The following is a 24287-nucleotide window of genomic DNA, read 5'->3' on the forward strand; positions in this document are numbered from 1 at the left end:
CTAATAAATGAGGGTTTAATGATAACTGTGTTAGAATTGTTATCAATCGAGGAGGCATAATATTTATGAGTCAACAAAAAAACGCAACGATGAATGCCGATGGTACCATACGTGGTTTGAAAAAGAAGCACGTACAGATGATTGCCATTGGCGGTACCATTGGTACAGGACTTTTCTTGGGAGCCGGAAACTCTATAGCTAAAACTGGGCCATCTATTTTGATTGTATACGCAGTACTTGGTGCATTTTTCTTTATGATGATGCGGGGAATTGGTGAAATGCTTTATGCAGACCCTTCCCAACATACATTTGTTTCTTTTATCAGTAAGTATGTTGGTGCTGGAGCGGGATATTTCGCTGGATGGTCCTATTGGATTGGACTACTTTTCGTAGCTATGGCAGAATTAACAGCCGTATCAACTTACGTTAAGTTTTGGTTCCCAAGTTGGAAAACTTGGATAATTCAAATTCTCTTTTTGTTTGTTTTAACTATGATTAACTTAATTGCCGTCAGAGTATTTGGTGAAACAGAATACTGGTTTGCCATGATTAAGATCATTGCTATTGTAGCGATGATTGTAACTGGTCTAATATTAATCTTTACAGGATTTAAGGCGCCCGCAAGTGGTGGTCATACTGTCGCTTCATTTAGTAATGTATTCTCAAACTTTTCACTATTTCCAAATGGTGCTTCGATGTTCTTCGCTGCCTTTCCAATGGTATTTTTCGCCTTCCAAGGTATGGAATTCGTCGGTATCACAACAGCTGAAACGGAAAATCCACGTGAGGTTCTGCCAAAAGCCATTAATACAATTATTATCCGTATTTTGATTTTCTACTTAGGTGCCATGATTATTATTATGTCGATCATTAATTGGCATGTTATCGCTAAAACACCTGAATCAAGTCCCTTCGTTATGGTGTTCCAATTGGCTGGATTCAAAGCGGCTGCTACAATAATTAACTTTGTCGTACTAACATCTGCTGCTTCAGCCTTAAACTCAGCTATCTATTCTGCAGGACGACACTTCTACCAATTAGCTGAAGAGTCAGATTCAAAGTTTATGATCAATTTTCGTGAAATTTCATCAAATGGCGTTCCTGCTAAAGCAATTATATTCACAGCTATCTTAGTGTTAATATCACCAGTGATTAATTCGATACCACAGATTACCAGTGCATTCGGTTTAATTACATCGATCTCATCAAACATGTATATCATCGTTTATGCAATGACAATGTATGCTCATCGTAAATTCCGTGAATCAACTAATTTTATGCCAGATGGCTTCCTGATGCCAGGATACAAGTGGACTAGTCCACTAACATTGCTATTCTTCGTCAGCATTTACGCCAGTTTGTTCTTTCAAGCAGACTCTCGTGTTGCTGCCATCGGCGCAATTTTGTTCACGATAGTATTCGGTTACCTTTCTCACCGAAAGTTTTCTACAAAAAATGCAGTAACCGTGTAAAAAATAAAATAGAACAAAAAAAGGAGACAACATGATGTTGTCTCCTTTTTTATTAACTATAACTCTGGCTCGTAGAAACGTCCCACAGTGTGTTCGATTTTCCAAGTAGAAGAGAAAGCTTGTTCATCAACCTCTTTGATTGCTTCTCGTAACTCAAATCGTTCTTGCTGCGTGATAACGGTTAGTAGCACCGAACGCTCCCTCCCAGTGTAACCACCACGCGCCTCATCGATAATGGTAACGCCTCGTCGAAGCTTATTTTGAATACTATCCACCATTTCATCTGGTTTAGTAGTAATAATCATCACTTGCATTTGCTGCTGTCGTGTATAGAAAACATCTATCATTCGTGAACTAATAATAACACCTACAATTGAGTACAAAGCATACTTCCAACCATATGTTAGCCCAGCACCGACCATAATCAAGGCATTGAAAGATAAATTAATTGGTCCCATTTTAAAGCCGTAATGCTTCTTAACTAAGAGACCAATAACATCTAAACCACCTGTTCCAACGCCATACCGTAATGCTGTACCAACCGCCATACCATTAAGCGCGCCACCAAACATAGCGTTTATTAACGGGTCAGTTGTTAAAACACGCGTGGTATCAAAGACAGGAATTAACGCCGAACTGAGCAAAACTGCTAGCGTTGTAAAGATAGCAAATCTCCACGACAACTTCCACCATGCAACGGCTAACATTGGTAAGTTAACCAAGGCTAGCGCTAAAGCGACGGGAATTCTATCGCCAGTTAAAGTCGAAACAAGTTGGGCAAATCCTGTGAATCCAGAGGAATAAATATGCCCTGGATGCCAGAAATAATTCATTGCAAAGGCAACGATTACACCATAAAATACCGCGCCACCAATACGACCAGCGTACTGGTTTTTCATAAAATTGTGAACAATTTTTTGCATAATCAATATGTATGTTATACGAGAAAAAATCTAATGTATAACACACATTTATCTCCAAGTTTTATCTAAGCTAATAATAACACGAATTTGTTTGATAACAATTACTCTGCTTCTGGAACAAACAATCCTAATTCGTTCAGTTGTTTGCCTTCAACACGAGTTGGTGCCTCAGTCATTGGTTCAGTAGCTCGTGAATTCTTTGGGAAAGCAATCACTTCACGAATATTTTCTTGGCCAGCTAGTAGCATTGCCAAACGATCCAATCCTAGTGCGATACCGCCCATTGGTGGGAAACCATATTCCATACCCTCAAGCAAAAATCCAAAGGCTTCATGTGCTTTTTCAGGAGTAAATCCAAGTGCCTTTAGCATCTTTTCTTGGATATCCATACGATGAATACGAATTGATCCAGATCCTAGTTCGTAACCATTTAGTACTAAATCGTAGCTTTGCGCATGTGCCTTATGAGGATCTTCACCATCATTCAAGTAGTGTAAGTCTTCTTCATTTGGCATCGTGAATGGGTGATGAGCAGCAATCCAGCGGTCAAAGTCTTCAGAGTATTCAAACAATGGCCAATCCACAATCCAAGCAAATGCCCAAGGATTCGTTTGATCAATCAAATCTAATGCTTTAGCTGTTTCACGACGCAAATAATCTAGAGTCGCTGAAACGACATCAGCACGTCCGGCACCAAATAACAACAAATCTCCGACTTGAGCGTCTGCCGAAGCAATCAATGCTGCCTGTGCTTCGTCATCAAAGAATTTAGCAATAGGACCGGTCAAGCCTTCTTGCGCTACTTTCATCCAAGCTAGACCTTTTGCACCGAAACGTTCGATGTATTTTGTTAGCTTGTCAATGTCTTTACGTGAATAATGGTCAGCCCCACCAGGAACAGCCAATGCTTTAACAACACCGCCACCATTAATAGCATTTGCAAACACACCAAATTCACTATTTTTTACTGTTTCAGACAAATCCTTGATTTCGTAGGCTATACGTAGATCTGGCTTATCAGTACCAAAGCGATTCATAGATTCTTGCCATGTCAAAGTTGGAATTTTATCCGTGTCAAGATCAAAATCTACAACGTCATGCATCATCGCCTTAACCCATGCATTGACCAACTCACGGATTTCATCGGCTGTCATAAATGACGTTTCTACGTCCATTTGCGTGAATTCTGGTTGACGGTCACCACGCAAATCTTCATCACGGAAGGCACGGGCAATTTGGAAATAACGATCGAACCCTGCACCCATCAACAATTGTTTAAATAATTGTGGTGATTGTGGTAAGGCATAGAATGACCCTGGGAAAACACGAGATGGCACTAAGTAGTCACGGGCACCTTCTGGTGTTGATTTTGCTAGTACTGGCGTTTCGATGTTAATAAAATCATGAGTATCCATAAAATGCATGGCGCTACTCATAATTTTTGAACGAATGCGCAAGTTTTTTTGCATCTCAGGGCGGCGCAAATCTAAGTAACGATACTGTAGCTTTAATTCTTCATTGGCATTCACATCATCTTCAATATAAAATGGTGGTGTTTTTGACGTTGACAAAATTTCCGCCTCTGTTACATCGACTTCGATTGTTCCAGATTTTATTTTTGTGTTAATTTGATTTTCAGCACGTTCAATAACATGCCCAGTAATCTTTAGAACATATTCACTACGAACTTTTTCAGCGACTGCTAGTGCGTCCGCATTTGTTGCGTTAAAAGTTAATTGTACGATACCTTCTCGATCACGTAAATCAACGAATATCAAGTCTCCAAAATCACGTCGTTTTTGCACCCAACCGGTCAATGTGACTGTCTGATCTAAATATGTTTCATCAATTAATCCTGCGTAATTAGTACGTTTCATTCCTTGTTCCCTTCTGCATCCATGATAAGTGGTAAATTGGTATAAAGCTCTGACAATTGAACAGACTTTTGTTCGCCATTGGTCATATTCTTGATGTTAACAATTTGTTCTTCAAGTTCTTGCTCGCCAATCGTTATGACATATTTGGCATGATGACGATCAGCTGCCTTGAACTGTGCTTTCGCTGATTTTGACAAATAATCACGTTCAGCAACGTAACCAAATGAGCGAACAGCTTGAACAATTTTTGTTGCGATAACATCAGTAGTATCACCGATGTTAACTACGTAAAAGTCTAAATTCTGTTCCTCTGTTGGAGCAACATTTTGCGCTTGCAATAAATCCAACAAACGTTCTACACCAATACCAAAGCCAACACCTGGTGTTTCCGGACCACCAAATTCCTCAACCAAACCAGAGTAACGACCGCCACCAGCAATCGTTGCAGCGCCTTTTAAACTTTCATCTGTAGTCATGATTTCAAAAATTGTGTCGTTATAATAATCCAATCCTCGAACCATTGTTGTGTCAATGTCAAAGTCTAAATTCAATGCAGTTAAAATATCTTGCAACTTTTCCCAGTGTTTAGTCGATTTTTCAGACAAAAAGTCCAGGATTGATGGTGCATCTGCAACAAAGACCTGATCACGGGGATCTTTAGAGTCCAATACACGTAATGGATTTTTTTCTAACCGAGCTTGTGAATCTGCAGATAGTTCATCAAAATGAGGTTTCAGATAATCAATTAAAGCTTGTCGGTAAGCATCCCTGGACTCCTTATCTCCCAAGGTATTAATCGCAACTTTCAAATTTTTTAACCCAAGCGTTTGGAAAAAATCAATGACCATCGCAATTACTTCAGCATCTAATGCGGGCGAATCTGATCCGAATACCTCTGCACCTATTTGATGGAATTGACGGAAACGACCAGCCTGTGGCCGTTCATAACGGAACATCGGCCCCATGTAAAATGCCTTATATGGTTTGTCAAATTCCGGTCCATATAATTTATTTTCCACATATGCTCGGACGACACCTGCGGTACCTTCCGGACGCAAAGCGATATGACGATCACCCTTATCATGAAAATCATACATTTCTTTTGTCACAACATCAGATGTATCACCAGCTGAGCGTGAAAAGACTTCGAAATTTTCAAATAACGGTGTGCGAATTTCTTTGAAATTATAGTCACCAAATAAAACACGGGCAATTGCTTCTACATGTTGCCACTGTACTGTTTTTTGAGGCAGTAAATCTGCTGTTCCTTTGGGACGTTGAAATATTGGTTTTGCCATAGTTGTTATCGTTTTTAGTGTTTTTTATCAGAATTTTGAAGTATACGACATGTTAGTTAACATATTCATCGCTATCCAAAAATAATCAACAACTGTAAACGTATTTCCTCCATTATTTTTTATCTTGCTATATAAAATCCGAAAAAAACGCCCTCAACGATTTCTCGTTAAGGGCGCAAATGCACGGTACCACCTTAGATTTTAACATTTTCATGTCACTTTAATTGCTTAACGCGCAACCACGAGCTATCTTGATCAATAGCAACCTCCAAGGTGTCCAAAATTACGTCTTTGTTTTGCTCGCATCTTCCGCAAAATTTCTTCATGTCCAGACAGTAATTTTTCCAATTCATCGGTTCTAATATAGATAATCATAGCTGTAAGGCTGAATAAAGTCAAGTGAAATATTTAATCTGTTATCTTATAAGTCACCGTGTATTCCTTCACCTGATTAGCTGGCAGCACAATATCCCCAAATCCCTCATGATTCACGGCGTCCGGCAATGTTTGCATTTCAACAGCAAGTGCTGTGAATGGTGCATTTTCTGCCCAATCATCATCGTGATCTTTGATTCCTGGATTAGTCATAAAAATAACAACACCATTCCGATCTGAATCGACTGTTAGTGTTCGACCACTAACAGGCTCTTGCACAATAACACCAACTTCATCACGCTGCTCATCTAGCAACCAGGCGTCATCAAATTGATCATCCCCAATTTTACGTAGCTGTGAGAAGTCAAATTTGGAATGCTGATTTTCTACCAATCGGCCAGTAGGAATTGTTTCGTTATCTACTTCAACATGTTTGTGAGATGCCACTCGCAACTCATGATTTGTGATATCAGCATCTTTTCCAGCTAGATTAAAATAAACATGTGTCATAGGATTATACAGTGTTGGTTCTGTTGATTCACCACTAAACTTAATTGTTAACTTATCGTCGTCATAAAGTGTGTAAGTCACATTCATCTGTAATTGGCCAGGAAATTCATCGTCAAACGTATGTGACAAAACAACTTCTGCAGCGGTACCCATGTTGCGTGCTGTTCCTTGCCAGTTAATCGTATCAAAACCATTTACACTTGAATGTAAGACATGCCCATTTTCATTTGGTGTTAATGTGAATGACGTGCCGGATAAATTGTATGCAGTTTTAGATAGTCGACCACCCACACGTCCAATAGTATTTCCAAAATGAAAAGGATTGTCTAAGTAATGCTCTAAATCATCAAATTGAACAAGCAATTCTTTTTTCTCTCCTGATCGCTCAATAGAAAAAGACTGCCATATCGCACCATACGATATAACCGTTACTTGAGTATGATTAATGTTTTCTAACGTGAACGCGGTTACCTTTTCGCCATCAGGCAATGTACCAAACACTTCTTCTGTAACTTTCATATGCTACCTCTTTCATTTAATTAAAAATTTTGTTTAAACTATTTATCTAACCCAATAATAAATCACTTGAATAACACATAACAAGTATTATCACTTATCAATAAATATTTTTAAAAAATGATATACTAATGTTGGAAGCGCTATCATTTTATTTTTAAAAAGGTCGTTAAATTATGGAAAAATCATTATTTAATATCGTTAATGAGCACACGCTTGAATCAAGTATATTCTTTGATTTTTCTGGCGTTAGTAAGACTTTTTCTGGTCATGCTTCTGGCCCATTAAAACGTTCACATTATTTGCTTCACTTTGTCTTAGAAGGCCAAGGAACTTACTTTACCATGAATCATAAATATACCCTGAAAGCAGGTGACTTTTTCCTTATACGACCTGATGAAACAATTTTTTACCAAGCTGATTTGAATAATCCGTGGCATTATGCATGGATATCCATTGGTGGTACTGAAACAGCGCAATTAATTGAGAACTTCTCGCCTTTTCGCAATCACCATGATACTTTCTCTTGCGCAACTGTTGAAAATTATCTTAAATTAATTGTTGAATCACTAACGTTAACAAGTCATAGGCCACAAACCGAATTGCGATTAAATCAAATTGCTAGTGAAATACTCCTGTTGCTAATGAAGGAAAACACTTGGAACGTCGTTGAGCATCAAAACGCAACAATACGCCCCATGTCAGAATACACTAAATTATCATTGGCCTATATCAATAATAACTTTACTTATGACACATCTATTACTGACATAGCTGATGCTATCAAAATCAACCGTTCTTACCTCTCGCGACTCTTTCGACGAGATGTAGGTATTTCACCAAAAAAGTTTTTATTACGCCTTCGTATTAACGAAGCTTGCCAATTACTTCAAACAACCCAGTTATCAATTAATCAAATTTCCGAAAAGGTTGGTTTTAGCAATCCATCTGTTTTCGGCCACTCATTTACAGAGCTCATCCATGAAACACCCAGTGCATATCGAAAACGAAGAAGTTTCAACAATATCCAAGAACAACACTCATTAGAATGGCAACAGATCAATGATATTTTAGGACATTTAAGTGCTGTGCAGCAATCTACTTAATCATTAAGCTTAGTCGTGCCATTGCCAACATGTGCCACGTAAAATTCTGGGGCATAGCCGACCACATTCATATAGTCATCATAGACTTTGTTTTCAAAATTGGAAATGGCTGTTTCTTTAACAAGTGCTATTGCACAACCACCGAATCCAGCACCTGTCATTCGTGCTCCTAAAACACCTGGCTGTTTTTGTGCGGACTGCACTAGCGTATCTAATTCAAGTCCAGTAACTTCATAATCTGCTTTTAGAGAGGCATGAGAATCATTCATTAGTTGTCCAAATGTTTGCAAATCACCGTCGGACAACGCTTTTTTTGCTTTTAAAGTGCGCTGATTTTCATAAACTGCATGACGTGCTCGTTTTACGAGTGTTTCGTCGTGAATTAATGCAACATTGTCATCAAATTCTTCATCAGTCAATTCACCTAATGAGTTAATATTAAGTTCTGTTTGTAATAACTTTAAAGCAGTTTCACATTGTGCGCGCCTTTCATTGTACTTCGAATCGCCTAATTCACGACGTTTATTCGTATTCATAATAACAATCGCATATTCACCAAGAACAATAGGAACCAACTCATACGTCAAAGTATTTGTGTCTAACAAAATAGCCTTTTGTTCTTGACCAAAACCAATTGCAAACTGATCCATAATGCCAGTATTGAGACCAAAGTATTCATTTTCAACTTTTTGACCAATTTTAACTAATGATAACCTAGAAACATCCAGATCAAACAAATCCTCTAAAACAACACCCACTAATAACTCTAACGACGCTGATGAGGAAAGGCCTGCACCATTGGGAATGTTGCCCTCGACCAACAGATCAAATCCTGTGTCGAGTACATAACCCTGCTCTATTAATTTGACGATAACGCCTTTAACATAGTTGGTCCACCCATCATTTTCGTCAAAATCAAGCTTCTTATAGTCTAACTGAACTACGCCTTTTTCATCAAAATTAACCGAATAAACTAAAATACGATCATCATCTCGTTTTCTGGCAACACCGTAAGTCCCATAGGTAATTGCAGCCGGAAAAACGTGACCGCCATTATAGTCCGTATGCTCACCAATTAGATTAATCCGACCTGGCGAAAAATACTGTTGGGTTTCGTGAGGGCCAAACTTTTCAGCAAATTTCGTGTTTAGTGCCTTAATTCTTTTCATGAGTAGTCAACCTTTCAAATTATACTAATTACTTCTTGCTGTAGCGTAATTCAAGTTCTGCAACTATCTTCGCATGCTTTTTTTCAGTTAGTGTCACTTTAAACATGAAAATAAGTAAAGAAATAATCATCAATGCTGCAGGAATATAAAATGCATATAATTTATAAGTATGGATGCCGCTGGCCGTCATATCATTAAATGTTGCATTTCCGGTCATACCAGCAGCAATTGCAACAAACCCAACAATAGCATTTGAAAATGCGCCAGCTAATTTATCTAATAACGGACGTAATGACAGTGTTACGGCCTCGTTCCGCTGACCATTTTTCCATTGTCCATACTCCACAGAATCTGTAATCGTCATTAACACTGACAAAAAGATAAGTTGTTGTGGGAAATAAAAGAATACTAAGCCAAGGCCAACAATCCACAAGTTACTACCGGCTATTGTAAACATGACATATGCCAGTACCATCAGGGCAATACCACTAGCAAACACATAACGACGTGTCATTACTTTGGCCAAGAATGGGAATAAAGGCACAGCAATTATACCAGTAATCATTGAAATCACACCAACCATCGCAAACTCTGTTACGTGACCGATAACAAATTTAAAATAAAACAGCAGCACGCCTGTGGTTGCTACGTTGGCAATTGCGTAAAACATGTAAGATAGTGCTAACCAAAGCAACTGATCATTCTTAAGGATGGCCTTAAAAACGTCAATAATATTGTATTTTTCGCTGGCTTGTGTCCTTAAAACGGTTTCGTTTTCTTTTGAAAATTTAGCTGTTACTATTGCTGAACCAGCTGACAAAACCGCAACAATTAATGCAAACCAGAACCAGCCAGTTGCACTCTCTTTACCACTACCACCCGTGAGCACAGTAAAGAATGCCACAATAGGTACAACCAAGGCAGTTGTACCATTAGCACCCAATGATGAACCAAAGCGAGCAAATGTTGCTAAAGTACCACGTTCCGCGGTGTCAGTTGATAACGCCGGAATCATTGACCAAAAGGCAATATCTTTGAATGAGTAGAAACTATCCAAAATGATAAAAACAATTGTAAACAGTACGAGGTAGAGTGTTGGGTTACTAACAGATAAACCGAAAAAGTTTGTGAAGATTGCCAGTAAGGATATACCCGAGACAACTCCACCAATCACTAACCAAGGTTTGAATTTTCCAAATTTGGTTCGTGTATTATCAATAATACTACCAATAATCGGATCAAAAATAATTTCTACTAAGCGAATACCGACGACTAGTGAGGTAACAATACCAATATACTTGGACTCAGTCGCCTTATCACTCCCCGCAAATAGTGTGCTTGTAACAAAAATCATGAAATATGTTGATAACGTTACATAATACGCATCGTGCCCGAATGCACCAAAAGCGTATGAAAAACGTTGCTTCATTTTATCAGACATCTTTCGACTCCTTATATTTTATTAAGTTCAGGGTATGTATTAACAATACTATGTAAGCGTTTACAAATAAAGTGTAATTTGTATCCTTTTTTCGTTGTTTTGTGATATTTATTGAAAAATAAAAACCCGTCGCCGGCGAGACGTTGGGTTCTGTCTTTTAAATAAATTGGGATAATCCAGAATGAAAGAAACTATTACGCTTGATTGGCTGCATATTCGCTCAATGCGCGATCAATTTCAAGCAACTCCTCTGGTGAAAATGATAGATTGTCCAAAGCTTTGACATTTTCTATGACCTGTTTTGGATTACTAGCACCAATCAAAACACTAGCCAACTCAGGAATTCGTAAATTCCAAGCAAGTGCCATTTGTGGTAGCGTTTGACCTCTCCTTTGTGCAATTTGATTCAACTTTTGCACCGTATTAATTGTTGGTTCAACTTTTTCTGTTGTCAAAAAGGGGATTGTTACTTTGTTCGCACGTGAATTATTTGGAATACCTTTCAAGTATTTATCTGACAACAATCCTTGCGCTAAGGAGCTAAATCCAACCGCACCTTTTTTATTTTCTCCTAATGTTGTAAACAAACCTCGCTCAGCTTTACGATCAAACATATTATAACGTGGTTGATGAATGATGAATGGCGTCTTTAATTCTTTAAAAATATCGATAATCTCTTGTGTTTCTTGACTTGAATATTTAGAAATACCAATATAAAGCGCCTTCCCTTGACGAACCAATTGGTCTAAAGCTTGTGCGGTTTCTGCAACTGGCGTCATCGGATCAGGACGGTGACTATAAAAAATATCAAAATAGTCTAAACCAGTGCGTCTTAAACTTTGATCTGCACTGGCAATGATGCTTTTTCGAGAATTCCAATTACCATAAGGGCCTGGCCACATTTCGTGACCAGCCTTGCTTGCAATAACCATTTCATCTCGATAAGGTTTCATATCCGTAGCCATAATCTTGCCGAAATTTTCTTCAGCACTTCCTGGTATAGGACCATAATTATTGGCTAAATCAAAATATGTGATACCTAAATCAAAAGCTTGGTGAATAATTTCCTTTTGGTTTTCGTAGGGATCCACACTACCAAAATTATTCCAAAGGCCCAAACTAATAGCTGAAATCTGTAATCCACTGTTACCAATTCTGTTATATATCATTTTCTCGTAACGATTTTTATTAGCGCTATACATTTGCTTCTCCTTCTTCATTTGACCACGAAAAACTATAATGATAATGATCGTTTGATAATAAAAACTCTGGCGACACGCTTGGAGACCAAGAATCATCGCCACCAACACCCATATGATAGCCATCAATGTTCAACCAAACACCCTCTTCAGGTTTTAATAGGTGTTGATGGGTGGCTGCTGACAATTGCGCTTGACTAAATTGACTCAAATTAAATGAAAAACGTTGTTCGAGTGCCCGAATGACATGATGATCAAATTTAAGATACGCCACTTCAGTACGCAAGCCATTTTCACTAGGAAAAACATACGGTGTATAAAGTTCCTTCAAGGAAGCATCCCATTTGCCACGAATAGCCGCTGAACGCCTATCTGGATAGTTTTCCATTGGTCCCAATCCACTATAAGTCACTGCGTCAGTCGTTGCGTTAATTTGAACACTCAATCCAATACGTGCTGGCTGTGGATCGGCAACTTGCCGCCAAACATCCACATATACTTTTAAATCACCAACATGATTTATTCGATATTCTTTACTAGATATAAACATGATATGTTGATCAATCGGTGATAAAAATTGATGTTGTGTCGTGATTCGTACCTCATCTTTTAATGCTGTCCAATTGAATTGCACAAGCTTTTCATTCAAGTGATTGAACCCTGTTGCTTGCCATCTTTCAAACCAAGCATTTGGATCAATATTTGTTACCTCACTCACTCCAATATCATTATCCAAAGCTGCTCTACTAAATTGATCTTTCAATGGAGTCAGTACTTTTTCCTGCCCATTCTTTATCCAATTAGATAACCAACCTGTACGCTTATTAAACTGCCAGATAGCATCATCTAAAGAAATGGACAAGGAGTCTGTCGCATCATTTATAAGGAAATCTTCATAATCATCAGATGATCGTACGTCACTAATCATTATCGGTTTATTTCTCAAAATAAATTGCTTGTAAGCCAGTAATGTACCAGACCGGATAAGGCCATCAGTGCTATCTTGAACAATCTGGCAGTTCATATAAACATCTTCATTGCTGTTATCGGAGAAATTCAAACTGACTCTCTCTTCAGTTTGGGGTGCCAAATTAAGTTTGATTTTTTTAGTCTCAATCACCTGATCATTTGACAAAATTTGATAAATTAAGGTTGCATCATTGACTGTTTTGAATAAATGCTTATTTGAGACAGTCATATAGTTAACTTTTCCAGTTGGATCTTTTTCCAGTTGGAAAGCGAAATATTGTTGACAGTATTTTGCCTCCAGCAAGGCTGGTTTTGGAGTGCGATCGGGAAATAGTAACCCATCCAAGCTAAATTGGCGATCATTAGGATAATCACCAAAATCACCACCATAAGCATAATATGATTGGCCTTCGTTATTTTTTGTGAGCAGGCCCTGATCTACCCAATCCCAAATGAAGCCACCCTGAAGTCTTGGATATTTTTCAAAAGCCTCCCAATATTTATTAAATCCACCTAAACTATTCCCCATGCTATGCGCATATTCACACAATATCAGTGGTCGATTTTCTTTTGGCAAGCCAATCCATTTTTTAATAGCCCATTTTGAGTTGACCTCTTCCACTTGATCTTGGTCAACACGTGCATACATCGGTGCAATAATGTCCGTTGCCGGTGTATCAGCACCACCACCCTCATACTGAATTGGACGAGAGGGGTCGGTATTTTTAAGCCATTGATACATTGCATCATGATTATGTCCATAGCCAGACTCATTCCCCAACGACCAAATAATAATTGATGGATGATTATAGTCTCTCTGAACCATTCGTGTCACTCGCTCCATCATCAAGGGTAAGTATTTAGGGTCATTTGTAAGGTAATTCATTGGCTTGACACCATGTGTCTCGATATTTGCCTCATCTACTAAATATAATCCATATTGATCACACAGCTCGTACCATCGTGAAGCGTTGGGATAATGAGAAAGCCTTACTGCATTAAAATTATGCTCCTTCATCATACGGATATCATCAATCATTGTTTTTTCATCAACATAGTATCCTGTTTTTGAATTAAATTCATGCTTATTGACACCACGAATTAATAACGGTTGATTATTTAAAGTCAGTAAACCATCTTTAATTTGAACCTTCCTTATACCAACTTTCTTATTTTCAATTTGATAGTTTTCTTCCCCATCGTGCAAAGAAACTTTTATATCATATAAATTTGGTACTTCAGCTGACCATAATGCCGGATTTTTTACTGGTAATTCTAAACTAACTTGACCATCATTAGTACCACGTTCGTCGATTACTCGATTACCAAATTGTTCTGTTGCTTTGAACAAGCTCATACCATGGTAAAATAATTCAGCAGTCACACTCAAGTTATCCGCCGAATTTCCAACTAATTGTGCCCTAACCTCAACAGTTGCGTCATCAAGATCTTCATCCAGTTTTGTCTCAATTGCTAAATCCTGAAATCTTGTTTTTGGAACACGAATAAGATCAACATCACGGAAAATTCCCGACATTCGCCACATATCTTGATCTTCAAAATAGCTCCCCTTGCTCCACTTCAACACCAAAACCGCAATACGATTTTCACCAGCTCGCAATTCTTCAGTGATGTCAAATTCTGCTGGTAAGCGACTGTCTTCCGAATAGCCGACCCATTCTCCGTTAACCCAAAGATAAAATGCAGACCCAACACCATTAAAGACAACATGTGATTCTGTGTTATCTGCTAACCATTTATTATCAAGAAAGACCTTTTTGGAATAAGCGCCAACCGGATTCTCAGTCGGCACATACGGTGGATTTACTGGAAATGGATAAGTAACGTTTGTATAAACAGGAACATCATAGTCCCCCTGTAACTGCCAATTACTAGGAACATGAATAATTTTTGACGTAGGCAAGTCTTTTTTTCGCCATTCTTCGTCAATGTCTGATAGATTTTCAAAATAACTAAACTGCCAAGGTCCATTGAGGCTTTTTCGTGGTTGTTTAATTTCTCGTTTGTTTCGTTTATTAGCGTAGCTCATACTCGTGTGTAGTGGTAATCGATTCCAATTCGTTACCACTGGATTTTCCCAATCATGGCGTGCTAATATTTGTTTTATACTTGTCATATTTAATCCTCGAGAATTCTTCTGCCAAATTATACACACATCTTATCATCGATGTTCAGAAATGTAAACGCTTACCTATCGGAGTTCATCTACTTTTGGGACGCAAAGAACTTGTTAACCCTTTATTCATCACTATTGAATAGCTTGAATACGACAGCAACTGCAACTATAATGAAGGAATTAGGAGTGTTGTATTAATTTCATTGATTCATTGGAGGAAATAATGGACAAGAATAGTAATCCACACGTGTTAAAAAAAATACCTTTGTCTTTACGCCATCATATGACGATTCCTTGGGCCACTTTTATTAAAAGCGAAAATATTCCAGCTAAAAATGCTAGTCTCCAGGAACGCGCCTCAATTGTTGGTCGAATTGGTATTCTCATGTTGTCTTGCGGTACTGGCGCATGGCGAGTGCGAGATGCAATGAATAAGGTTGCTAGAAAACTAGACCTCACATGCTCTGCCGATATTGGATTAATTTCATTGGAATATACTTGTTTTAGCAATAATCAAAGTTATTCTCAAGTATTATCGCTGCCAAATACAGGTGTAAATACCGACAAGCTAAATATTTTAGAGCATTTCGTTAACAATATCCAAGATGATTTTTCATCTTTAACTATTGGTCAAATTCATCATACGATTAACGACATTCAAAATCGACCAAAGCAATATACGCCGATCATCTCTGGACTTGCTGCTGCTCTGGCATGTAGTGCGTTCATTTTTTTACTTGGCGGCGGTATTCCAGAGATGATCTGTTCATTTATTGGTGCTGGGATTGGAAACTATGTCCGTTCAATTTTAGGTAAACATGCTATAACCACCATTGTGGGCGTCGCTATCAGTGTTGCCACAGCATGCATCACCTATATGTTTGCATTTAGAATATTCGAATTTTATTTCCATATTTTAGCTCAGCATGAAGCCGGATATATTGGGGCTATGCTCTTCGTTATTCCTGGTTTTCCTTTTATTACTAGTATGTTAGATATCTCGAAATTAGACATGCGCTCTGGTTTGGAAAGACTAGCTTATGCCATAATGATCACGCTAATTGCCACATTAGTTGGTTGGTTAGTCGCTTCGCTGGTTCATTTTAGACCAGCAAATTTTTTGCCACTTGGCTTATCGTCAGTCACACTGATGTTACTTCGTATCCCAGCCAGTTTTTGCGGCGTATTTGGTTTCTCAATCATGTTTAACAGCTCGAAAAAAATGGCTGCTGTGGCTGGATGCATTGGTGCAATTGCCAACACTCTGCGACTAGAACTAGTCGATTTAACTACTATTCCTCCCGCAGCGGCGGCATTTTTTGCCGCTTTGGTTGCAGGATTAATCGCATCGATGGTCAATCGTTACAATGGTTATCCAAGAATTTCCTTAACTGTTCCTTCCATCGTCATTATGGTGCCTGGTTTGTATATCTATCGTGCAGTATATAGTATTGGTAATAACCAAATCGGTATTGGCGCGCTATGGATGACCAAGGCTGCTTTAATTATCATGTTCTTACCACTGGGGTTGTTTGTGGCACGTGCCATACTAGATAAAGACTGGCGGCATTTTGATTAATATAAACAAAAAAGCAGTAATACTCTAAATTAGAGTATTACTGCTTTTTTAAAAGAATATCAATATCCTTTATTTAGATCAACAACATTTTGAACGAACGTACCATCAGCCATAAATGAAGGAACATTTTTTTCAAACAAACGAAATAATCCACCAACACGACCAGCACTTTCTTGTTCACCCCAACTTGTATGTTGTGTCAATAAGATTTGTGGCCGCTCAAATAATGGATGATTCATTGGTAATGGTTCAGGTGTTGTGACGTCTAATGCAGCATATTTGACACGAGAATCATCAATTGCTGAAAGTAGGTCGTCCTGATTCAAAGTTGTGCCACGCCCAATATTGATAAACAAAAACAATTGATTAAACTGTTGGAAAAAATGCTCATCAAAAAAGTTTTCGGTTTCTTTTGTCCCTGGTAACCCGTCAACAACAACTTGCGATTTAGCTAGTGCTTCTTGATAGTCAGAAATTGCATAAGTTGCATCGAATCCTTCAACTGGACGACCTGTAGTATTTACACCAAAAACTACACCGCCCAATGATTTTACAGCGTGAGCAATTTGCTGTCCAATTCGACCAGTACCAAACACCAAAACTGGTAATTCACTCATCAAATACTGATCTGTAAAAGGCTCCCAATGTTTTCGTGTAGAATAAACATTTAAGCCACGAGCAAAGTGGAGAATATAGCCCAAAACAGTTTGAGCTATAGGTACCGCTTTTAACCCACTCGCATTTGTCACAGTAATTTGACGCTCCTGTAGTGTTTTCAAGGGTAAGTAGTCAACACCAGCCGATTGCGCCTGAATCCACTTTAATTTTGATTCTGGGTTAGCAAGGATTTTATGCCCAATTTCTGTATCCCAAGCATAACTTATCAATACCTCAGGTAATTGCTCATCGGTAATCGTGTCCGGTGTCACAACGCTAATATCATATTGTGCAAGAAATTCACGGTTTTCTTGCGTTATTGCTTTCACTGCCAGTAATAATGCCATTTTAATTCATCTCCAATAATACTTGATTTATCACTGATATGATAAATAATTTTAGTGATGTTGTGCAATGACCTAATTCATAGGCTTCAGCACTACCTTTAATTATACGAGATTTCTAAATAATTAACATTAAAAAGATTCATCGTTAGCTATTGCACAATTTCCTTCTAAGCGTTATAGTAGTTTTATCATATTTTTCTAAGAAAGAAGGACGTATTATGTCAGAACAACGAAAGGCTAAAGCTGAAGATTTTGATTGGGACAACTTGGGATTCGAATACCATGACCTTCCTTATCGTTTTCGTGCCTATTATAAAGATGGTAAGTGGAGCGAAGGTGGTCTCGAAACAGACTCAAACATTCCAGTCAATGAGGCAGCAACCGGACTTCATTATGGTCAAACAATTTTCGAGGGGTTGAAAGTTTATCGCCGTAAGGATGGTGGTGCAAACATTTTCCGTCCTGACCGTAATGCAAAGCGTCTACAAAATTCAGCCGCTCGCTTGATGATGGCTCCCGTCCCCGAAGAACTTTTTGTGCGTGCTTTAAAAGAAGTTACGAAGGCAAACCAAGATTTCATCCCACCTTACGGAACTGGCGCAACACTTTATCTACGTCCCTTTGAATTTGGTGGTGGCCCAGTTGTCGGCGTGCATCCAGCAGATAACTATGTCTTTGAAGTATACGCAACTCCTGTTGGTGCTTACTACAAGGGTGGATTAACACCAACAGCCTACGTTACTAATCATTATGATCGTGCTGCTCACGGTGGTACTGGTGCAGCCAAGGCTGGTGGTAACTATGGTGCCTCAATGCTTGCTGGTGATGAAGCCCATGCTGCTGGTTATTCTGATGTTGTTTACTTGGATCCTCGTTTGCATGAAAATATTGAAGAGTTGGGATCAGCCAACTTCTTCGGTATCACAAAGGATGGTCGCTTCTTAACACCAAAGTCACCTTCAATCTTGCCATCTGTAACCAAATATTCATTGCTTCAAGTAGCTGAAGAACTTGGCCTAAAAGCTGAAGAAACAACTATTTCAATCAATGATCTTGATCAGTTTGCTGAAGCTGGTGCAATGGGAACTGCTGCTGTAATTTCTCCTGTAGGTTCAATTACACATAACGGTAACAAGCACGTATTCTATTCTGAAACTGAAGTTGGTCCTTGGACACAAAAGCTTTACGATCGTTTGACAGCCATCCAATATGGTGACCAAGAAGGTCCCGAAGGCTGGGCAGTTGACGTACCACTTGATTAATATACTAAAAAAACGTCTTAGTGACGTTTTTTATTTTGTACTTAAAAAGTATTGACAGCGCTGCAGATTCTTGTTATTCTATTATAGTTGTTTGATTCAAGCAAATAACAAATTGATCATGGCTCGTTGGTCAAGTGGTTAAGACGCCGCCCTTTCACGGCAGAATCGAGAGTTCGATTCTCTCACGAGCTACTAATTAAGTTACAACTTTGGTTGTAGCTTTTTTTGTTTCTATATATCAATAAATCAAAAAATAAGAGCCTAAAATGGCTCTTATTTTTGCTTAATCACAAATGATTTCTTGTTTTTTTGTTTAGCTGCAGCCACTTTTGCTCTTGATTCTTTTTTATGAGTTACGGGCCGATGATGCTTACTTTTATTCTTATTTTTGGAACGCTCGTTCACCTCAGGAACACGAGGATTAATATTTTCTAGAACAAAGTATGGTGCGCCAAAATTCACATATTCATACAAATAATCCTGTAAAGATTGAATTTTATCATGATTATTCACTGCTTTATTATTATTATAAAAGCCCTTCAAGCGTAATTGTTCAGCAGAAATATCCCCTACAATATAATCATACTGAGCTAATAGCGGTGTGTATCGTATGGCTAGTTTATCTTCATCAAAGGCATCTTTAAAGTCTTCAACTATTTCTAGCGTCAAACGGTCAATTTCAACCTCGTTACCCAGCTTTTTAACTTTATAAGTCCCTTTGCGTTCCTCTTGTTGTTTGAGTGTACGTTCTTTTAGTGTGTCGTGATCCATTAGTTATCCTTATATTTATTCGCATAATAGTTTGCCATAAGTTCACGCAAAAGTAGATTTAATTCTATTTTTGCTGGCGCTTGCGCTACATCTGGGAAAAAAGAAATCCACTTGTAATGATCGAGTGTCGCTATTTTATACAATTTACCTTTATCGATCGCCTCTCCATTATACAAAACTTCACCATTCTTTTGTCGATCAATACCATCAAAGCGCATATAACCAAAAATTTTACCTCGAAACCCACTACCTTTCATAGGATACTGCGCTAAGTTCGTTATCTGTTCGTCAATACTGTGCAATAAGGAGAGCAGCTTTTCTCCAGATATGGTAATTAGCATTGGATTAATTGCGTGTGGCATACTTTCTAGTAGTTCATAGCGACTTAGTTTTCCTTTTGGTAACTCTTCACTAAACATCCCTGTAGAAATCATTGACACTGGCACATTATAATACTGCTTCAAAGCACGTAAGCCATCATAAACTTGTTCATCTGATGTTATCTCACGAGGCAATGTGCACACGTACTGTTGTTCGAGTAATTCTCGCCCTTTAGCAATCCAACCCCGAACTGTTTTATAATCATCATCGTTTTCTGCTAACTCATAAGTGGGTGTTGCTATCGCCGACTTATGAATAATTCGATGACCCTTGATAGTTAATGTGATATCACCGACATTTTCGCCATAGCGCCCTGCCGCTGCTAACAGAGTGCCACTAACCATTTTACCTTGCGGTAGCAGATGATGCGTATGGGCACCCATAATAACATCTACGTCATATTTCTGAGCAATATGCTCATCTGTTGGCAAACCTAAATGAGAGAGTAACAAAATAATATCTACTTGATCACGCAAAACTGGTAAGTACTTGTCTAACGTCTCATCAATAGCAATGGGATCCCAGCCAAGTGCCGGATAAGTTAGTTGGTATGGCGCTGTTAATCCTATGACACCTATTTTCGTGTTATCTTTAGTGGTCAAAATTTTATAATTTTTAGCCCACTTAGGTTGTGTATCATGAGGCATTTCCTTCAAATTAGCCAATAATACATCAAAGTTAGCATTATCATATAAATGATTCATGGTGTCATGTGAGAAAACAAGCCCCTCGTTGTTTCCAATAGTCACACCATCATAATGTACATCATTCATTAACGAAACATTGCTCAACCCCTGAGTTGCTTCAGTCAATGGATGTAACCTGTCGATTGCATCCCCAATATCAAATGTAAAGCTCTCATCATACTTAGCCTGACCTGCTAATAAATAGCGTGATATGCGCGGCCAATTTTCGAAATGCGAATGAATGTCATTTGTATGTAATAAGTGAATTGTCCCCATTGGTTTCCTCTCTAGCCGATCACGAAATGATTTATATTTTAATTTTACACCTATCTACGTAAAAAGACGTCAACCGACGTCTTTTTATTGTCCAAAACGATACAAAAAATGACTAAAATCGTCCAAATTTGCAGGAAAAGCATTTAATCCCCAAATAAATTGCTCTTTTTCCCCTGGTACTTTGAAACGAACGCCCCATTCATCATTTTTACTAGGATCATCATAAGATGGGCCACGGTATTCACTCATCCAAGTCGTAATATAGGCCATTGCCTCCTCTGAAAAATGATCCCAAACTTTTGTTATATCAACCCAATCCTCACGATAACGCCAATTAAAAGGCTCCCCTTTGTCATTTAAATGTGGATTATAAAACATAAAGTCCTTATCTAAAATATCTTTTGCTTCCTGCGCCTTGAGATCACTCTGCCAGAAAGCATGCCCTTCTTGACGTTTTACGTATATGTAATCAAAGCCCGTAACCAAATTACCTCGATAAAATACTAAAAAGTCTAATCGTTCTTGTGCCATTCTATTCCTCAATAACTATTAAATCTTTAGGCAACGCCGCTGTCAAATTTTCAAAACCATCTGTCGTAACAATAACGTCATCCTCAATACGGACGCCACCCTGATTAGCTAGATAAATCCCTGGTTCAATTGTTAGCAAATGCCCAACTTGCATTTCATCACTAGAACGTGGGCTAATTGCTGGACCTTCATGAATGTCCAGACCAACGCCATGACCACCACCATGATTAAATTGCTGACCATAGCCATGTTCTGTAATATAATCACGTGCCACTTTATCAATTTCGCTACCCGATATTCCTGGTTTAACAACATCAATAGCATTTTGATTAGCCTGTTTAACAATTTCATAAATAGTCTTCAGTTCATCACTAACATTGCCCACAGCAATTGTTCGTGTTACATCCGAAGTATAGCCATCAACATAATACCCAAAATCGATGGTCACTAACTCACCATTTTCAATCACTTTGTCAGTTGCTTCACCGTGTGGTAATGCTGATCGATATCCAGAGGCAACAATTGTATCAAATGATGCTTTTTGTGCACCATATATTTTTTGTAGTCTGTCCAATTCATTAGCAACTTCACGCTCTGTCTTACCTGGTTTTATAAAGGGTAGCAAGTCCTTAAATGCTTTCACTGAAGCGTTAGCCGCCTTACGTAAAGCTTCTAATTCTTGTACGTCTTTGACTTCGCGTAACACTTCAATAGCTTTTGGCAATGCATCAAAATCAATATCTGCTGGCAATAATTCATCCAAGTAATCATAAATGTCATAAGGTAAGCTTGCTTCGAAAGCCAACTTCTTGATACCAAATTCTTGCGCTGTTTCTACGGCAACACCGTAATAATCACGTGTGACTTTAAAATCAACACCCTCAGGTAATCTATTTTTGTAGTCTTCTTCGTAACGAGCATCTGTAATTAAGCGAGCATTCTTCTTGCCAACAACTACAATACCATCACCTGTGCCACCTTCAAATCCAGTTAAATATTTTGTATTAAAACCTTGATAAACAATCATACCGTCCAAGTTAAGCTTGGCCAGTAGCTTCTGCAATTTAGCAATACGCGCCTCATAGTACTTTGACATAAAAATCCTCTTTCCTATAACTGATTTAATTATAACATCTGCAACGTTAATCATTTGTAAGTAAAAAGACTAACATATTATCTGCATAATACGTTAGCCTTCTCAATAATTATTACTTACTTTGCAGCAGCAACAATTTCATTGTATTGTTCACGTGTGTAAACAGATACTTGACGCTTTTCGCGACCTTTACGTTCAAACTTAACAACACCGTCTGTCAAAGCAAACAATGTGTCATCGCCACCCTTTTTAACGTTTACGCCTGGATAAATATGCGTACCACGTTGGCGGTAAATGATTGAACCAGCAGTTAAGTCTTGTCCGTCAGCAACCTTAGTTCCTAGACGACGACCAGCTGAGTCACGACCGTTGGCTGAAGATCCGCCACCTTTGTGGTGCGCGAACATCTGCAAGTTTTCTTGATTCATCAACATAAGTCTATTCTCCTTTACAAGTAATGATTACGCGATTGAATCAATCTTCACGCGTGTATATGGTTGGCGGTGGCCTTGCTTAGTATGTGAATGCTTCTTGGCACGGTACTTGAAAGTAATAACTTTCTTTTGCTTGCCTTGCTTTTCCACAGTACCTTCGACCTTTGCACCTTCAACAAAAGGTGTACCAATCTTTGAATCAGTTAATACAACTTGGTCAAAAGTAACCTTTTCACCTGCTTCTGCATCTAACTTTTCGACGAAGATTGTGTCGCCTTCAGCGACTTTATATTGTTTGCCGCCAGTTACAATAATTGCGTATGCCATTATTGGTTTCTCCTTATACTTAGACTCACCATCACAGGCGGTCGGGCCCTTGTCCCGAGCATGCTTTGACCTGTTCTGAGTGGTTGTAGCTATGCTAACAACCGTTTAATTATAACAAAAATAGATCATCGAGTCAATGATTTTCAAAAGAGCTTCAAATAATCCAGAATAACTCAGATGACCATCATATCAGTTCATTACCATTGCTAAAGTCGAATAGGTTCAATCCGTTGCTGGCAACCGTGTTGGTATTGATTCGCCATAGCTCTGTAAATTCTTTAAACAAGTCAGATTGCGAAATGTTCATATTATCCGCTAACCACTTAGCCATGATGGCCCAAAAGCCAGCATTGATAACTTCCCATTGATATTGTTGCGCCCGTCGTTCTTCGTCGTTTAACTCACTGGTACGGGTTGCCATTTGGGTACGCAGCCTACTATATAGTGCATCACTAAATGGTTTGTCAATATCATGGTTCAAAACAGCATTATAAAAAGCCGCTTGTTTACTAACCGTATTGATCATGTCGGTTATTTTAAAAGTTTGTTGCGTATGTTCCAGTAGGTCATTAATCAAGGAATCATTAATCTCAGATATAAGATGTTCTTTGTTACGATAATATTTGTAGAATGTGCCGCGCGTGATATTCGCACGAGCCAATAGGGTTGTGATAGAAAAATCTGGCTGAGTTGATAGTAATAAAATTGTTTCAGCTTGAATAATGTGTTTAGTACGTACAACACGTGCATCAGTTTTATTTGACATAAATTTACTCCTGACTAAAATATTATGGTTATTCCCACTTTATTTGCTATATTCTTCAATCATCAATTTCAGTTAGTAATTATTAACCAATCAGATATTCTAATTATTCACTCTTAGTAAATCATAACATATTGAAATTAAATGAAATATTACTTTTCATGTCACGGGCAGCGACAGCATAT

The 24287-nt window shown here is 38.3% G+C and carries 20 protein-coding genes, 1 tRNA gene and 1 other annotated feature; of the genes, 5 read left to right on the forward strand and 16 right to left on the reverse strand.

Annotated features, from left to right (window positions below; translation table 11 throughout):
- Positions 1-65: 65 nt before the first annotated feature.
- Positions 66-1472, forward strand: coding sequence for an amino acid permease (locus tag RHP56_RS06285; protein WP_011680018.1), 1407 nt, complete (start codon positions 66-68; stop codon positions 1470-1472).
- 56 nt (positions 1473-1528) lie between these two features.
- On the opposite strand, the gene RHP56_RS06290 is transcribed toward RHP56_RS06285, so the two are convergent.
- The 4 genes from RHP56_RS06290 to RHP56_RS06305 form a co-directional block, all read right to left on the reverse strand.
- The gene (locus RHP56_RS06290) at positions 1529-2395 is read right to left on the reverse strand and encodes a YitT family protein (protein WP_002814812.1); all 867 of its coding nucleotides are present in this window, start codon (positions 2393-2395) and stop codon (positions 1529-1531) included.
- A 101-nt stretch (positions 2396-2496) separates the two neighbouring features.
- Positions 2497-4272 carry an aspartate--tRNA ligase gene (gene aspS / locus RHP56_RS06295; RefSeq protein ID WP_025268198.1) on the reverse strand — a complete coding sequence of 592 codons (1776 nt, stop codon included), beginning with the start codon at positions 4270-4272 and terminating at the stop codon, positions 2497-2499.
- Positions 4269-5570, reverse strand: a complete 1302-nt coding sequence (gene hisS / locus RHP56_RS06300; RefSeq protein WP_102753451.1) for a histidine--tRNA ligase — start codon at positions 5568-5570, stop codon at positions 4269-4271. The genes aspS and hisS overlap by 4 nt, the downstream gene beginning before the upstream one ends.
- Before the next feature lie 408 nt (positions 5571-5978).
- Entirely contained in the window at positions 5979-6974 is a 996-nt protein-coding gene (locus RHP56_RS06305; protein ID WP_102753450.1) for an aldose epimerase family protein, read from the reverse strand.
- Positions 6975-7147: 173 nt separating this feature from the next.
- On the opposite strand from RHP56_RS06305, the gene RHP56_RS06310 reads away from it, so the two are divergent.
- The gene (locus RHP56_RS06310) at positions 7148-8077 is read left to right on the forward strand and encodes an AraC family transcriptional regulator (RefSeq protein ID WP_011680022.1); all 930 of its coding nucleotides are present in this window, start codon (positions 7148-7150) and stop codon (positions 8075-8077) included.
- Here RHP56_RS06310 and RHP56_RS06315 read toward each other — a convergent pair.
- From RHP56_RS06315 to RHP56_RS06330, 4 genes are all read right to left on the reverse strand, one after another.
- On the reverse strand, positions 8074-9246 hold the full coding sequence (locus tag RHP56_RS06315) for a galactokinase (RefSeq protein ID WP_011680023.1): 1173 nt from the start codon (positions 9244-9246) through the stop codon (positions 8074-8076). The two genes, RHP56_RS06310 and RHP56_RS06315, sit on opposite strands and share 4 nt — an antisense overlap.
- A 28-nt stretch (positions 9247-9274) precedes the next feature.
- Complete coding sequence (locus RHP56_RS06320) at positions 9275-10687, reverse strand: glycoside-pentoside-hexuronide (GPH):cation symporter (protein WP_011680024.1); 1413 nt, start codon at positions 10685-10687, stop codon at positions 9275-9277.
- Positions 10688-10881: 194 nt separating this feature from the next.
- Positions 10882-11889 (reverse strand): aldo/keto reductase, encoded by a 1008-nt coding sequence (locus tag RHP56_RS06325; protein WP_014324870.1) that lies wholly within the window; start codon positions 11887-11889, stop codon positions 10882-10884.
- Positions 11882-14992, reverse strand: a complete 3111-nt coding sequence (locus tag RHP56_RS06330; protein WP_102753586.1) for a beta-galactosidase — start codon at positions 14990-14992, stop codon at positions 11882-11884. Before RHP56_RS06330 ends, RHP56_RS06325 begins: the two co-directional genes overlap by 8 nt.
- A 223-nt stretch (positions 14993-15215) precedes the next feature.
- Between RHP56_RS06330 and RHP56_RS06335 the strand changes: the two genes are divergently transcribed.
- The gene (locus RHP56_RS06335; RefSeq protein ID WP_011680027.1) at positions 15216-16571 is read left to right on the forward strand and encodes a threonine/serine exporter family protein; all 1356 of its coding nucleotides are present in this window, start codon (positions 15216-15218) and stop codon (positions 16569-16571) included.
- 59 nt (positions 16572-16630) lie between these two features.
- Here the strand turns inward: RHP56_RS06335 and RHP56_RS06340 are convergent, their stop codons facing one another.
- The gene (locus RHP56_RS06340) at positions 16631-17575 is read right to left on the reverse strand and encodes an NAD(P)-dependent oxidoreductase (protein WP_011680028.1); all 945 of its coding nucleotides are present in this window, start codon (positions 17573-17575) and stop codon (positions 16631-16633) included.
- Between the two features lie 218 nt (positions 17576-17793).
- Between RHP56_RS06340 and RHP56_RS06345 the strand changes: the two genes are divergently transcribed.
- Together RHP56_RS06345 and RHP56_RS06350 are read left to right on the forward strand one after the other, a co-directional pair.
- On the forward strand, positions 17794-18837 hold the full coding sequence (locus RHP56_RS06345; protein ID WP_011680029.1) for a branched-chain amino acid aminotransferase: 1044 nt from the start codon (positions 17794-17796) through the stop codon (positions 18835-18837).
- 120 nt (positions 18838-18957) lie between these two features.
- Positions 18958-19029: transfer RNA gene (locus tag RHP56_RS06350), tRNA-Glu, on the forward strand.
- Positions 19030-19110: 81 nt separating this feature from the next.
- Here RHP56_RS06350 and RHP56_RS06355 read toward each other — a convergent pair.
- From RHP56_RS06355 to RHP56_RS06385, 7 genes are all read right to left on the reverse strand, one after another.
- Complete coding sequence (locus RHP56_RS06355; RefSeq protein WP_011680030.1) at positions 19111-19608, reverse strand: YutD family protein; 498 nt, start codon at positions 19606-19608, stop codon at positions 19111-19113.
- Positions 19608-20951: a bifunctional metallophosphatase/5'-nucleotidase gene (locus tag RHP56_RS06360; RefSeq protein WP_096639318.1), complete on the reverse strand. Its 1344-nt coding sequence runs from the start codon at positions 20949-20951 to the stop codon at positions 19608-19610. Before RHP56_RS06360 ends, RHP56_RS06355 begins: the two co-directional genes overlap by 1 nt.
- An 84-nt stretch (positions 20952-21035) precedes the next feature.
- Positions 21036-21482, reverse strand: coding sequence for a hypothetical protein (locus tag RHP56_RS06365; protein WP_102753585.1), 447 nt, complete (start codon positions 21480-21482; stop codon positions 21036-21038).
- Between the two features lies 1 nt (position 21483).
- Positions 21484-22578: an aminopeptidase P family protein gene (locus tag RHP56_RS06370; RefSeq protein WP_014324876.1), complete on the reverse strand. Its 1095-nt coding sequence runs from the start codon at positions 22576-22578 to the stop codon at positions 21484-21486.
- Between the two features lie 116 nt (positions 22579-22694).
- Positions 22695-23012: a 50S ribosomal protein L27 gene (gene rpmA, locus RHP56_RS06375; protein WP_002814840.1), complete on the reverse strand. Its 318-nt coding sequence runs from the start codon at positions 23010-23012 to the stop codon at positions 22695-22697.
- A gap of 27 nt (positions 23013-23039) precedes the next feature.
- Complete coding sequence (gene rplU, locus RHP56_RS06380) at positions 23040-23339, reverse strand: 50S ribosomal protein L21 (RefSeq protein ID WP_002814842.1); 300 nt, start codon at positions 23337-23339, stop codon at positions 23040-23042.
- A gap of 11 nt (positions 23340-23350) precedes the next feature.
- Positions 23351-23434, reverse strand: a sequence feature (ribosomal protein L21 leader region).
- A gap of 89 nt (positions 23435-23523) precedes the next feature.
- Complete coding sequence (locus RHP56_RS06385) at positions 23524-24105, reverse strand: TetR/AcrR family transcriptional regulator (RefSeq protein WP_002814844.1); 582 nt, start codon at positions 24103-24105, stop codon at positions 23524-23526.
- Positions 24106-24287 lie beyond the last annotated feature (182 nt).

It is taken from the genome of Leuconostoc sp. C5 (assembly GCF_056530425.1).

Coding starts and splice junctions, on each gene's coding strand:
- RHP56_RS06285 (WP_011680018.1), top strand. CDS start 66: ATGAGTCAACAAAAAAACGCAACGATGAATGCCGATGGTACCATACGT.
- RHP56_RS06290 (WP_002814812.1), bottom strand. CDS start 2,395: ATGCAAAAAATTGTTCACAATTTTATGAAAAACCAGTACGCTGGTCGT.
- aspS (WP_025268198.1), bottom strand. CDS start 4,272: ATGAAACGTACTAATTACGCAGGATTAATTGATGAAACATATTTAGAT.
- hisS (WP_102753451.1), bottom strand. CDS start 5,570: ATGGCAAAACCAATATTTCAACGTCCCAAAGGAACAGCAGATTTACTG.
- RHP56_RS06305 (WP_102753450.1), bottom strand. CDS start 6,974: ATGAAAGTTACAGAAGAAGTGTTTGGTACATTGCCTGATGGCGAAAAG.
- RHP56_RS06310 (WP_011680022.1), top strand. CDS start 7,148: ATGGAAAAATCATTATTTAATATCGTTAATGAGCACACGCTTGAATCA.
- RHP56_RS06315 (WP_011680023.1), bottom strand. CDS start 9,246: ATGAAAAGAATTAAGGCACTAAACACGAAATTTGCTGAAAAGTTTGGC.
- RHP56_RS06320 (WP_011680024.1), bottom strand. CDS start 10,687: ATGTCTGATAAAATGAAGCAACGTTTTTCATACGCTTTTGGTGCATTC.
- RHP56_RS06325 (WP_014324870.1), bottom strand. CDS start 11,889: ATGTATAGCGCTAATAAAAATCGTTACGAGAAAATGATATATAACAGA.
- RHP56_RS06330 (WP_102753586.1), bottom strand. CDS start 14,992: ATGACAAGTATAAAACAAATATTAGCACGCCATGATTGGGAAAATCCA.
- RHP56_RS06335 (WP_011680027.1), top strand. CDS start 15,216: ATGGACAAGAATAGTAATCCACACGTGTTAAAAAAAATACCTTTGTCT.
- RHP56_RS06340 (WP_011680028.1), bottom strand. CDS start 17,575: ATGGCATTATTACTGGCAGTGAAAGCAATAACGCAAGAAAACCGTGAA.
- RHP56_RS06345 (WP_011680029.1), top strand. CDS start 17,794: ATGTCAGAACAACGAAAGGCTAAAGCTGAAGATTTTGATTGGGACAAC.
- RHP56_RS06355 (WP_011680030.1), bottom strand. CDS start 19,608: ATGGATCACGACACACTAAAAGAACGTACACTCAAACAACAAGAGGAA.
- RHP56_RS06360 (WP_096639318.1), bottom strand. CDS start 20,951: ATGGGGACAATTCACTTATTACATACAAATGACATTCATTCGCATTTC.
- RHP56_RS06365 (WP_102753585.1), bottom strand. CDS start 21,482: ATGGCACAAGAACGATTAGACTTTTTAGTATTTTATCGAGGTAATTTG.
- RHP56_RS06370 (WP_014324876.1), bottom strand. CDS start 22,578: ATGTCAAAGTACTATGAGGCGCGTATTGCTAAATTGCAGAAGCTACTG.
- rpmA (WP_002814840.1), bottom strand. CDS start 23,012: ATGTTGATGAATCAAGAAAACTTGCAGATGTTCGCGCACCACAAAGGT.
- rplU (WP_002814842.1), bottom strand. CDS start 23,339: ATGGCATACGCAATTATTGTAACTGGCGGCAAACAATATAAAGTCGCT.
- RHP56_RS06385 (WP_002814844.1), bottom strand. CDS start 24,105: ATGTCAAATAAAACTGATGCACGTGTTGTACGTACTAAACACATTATT.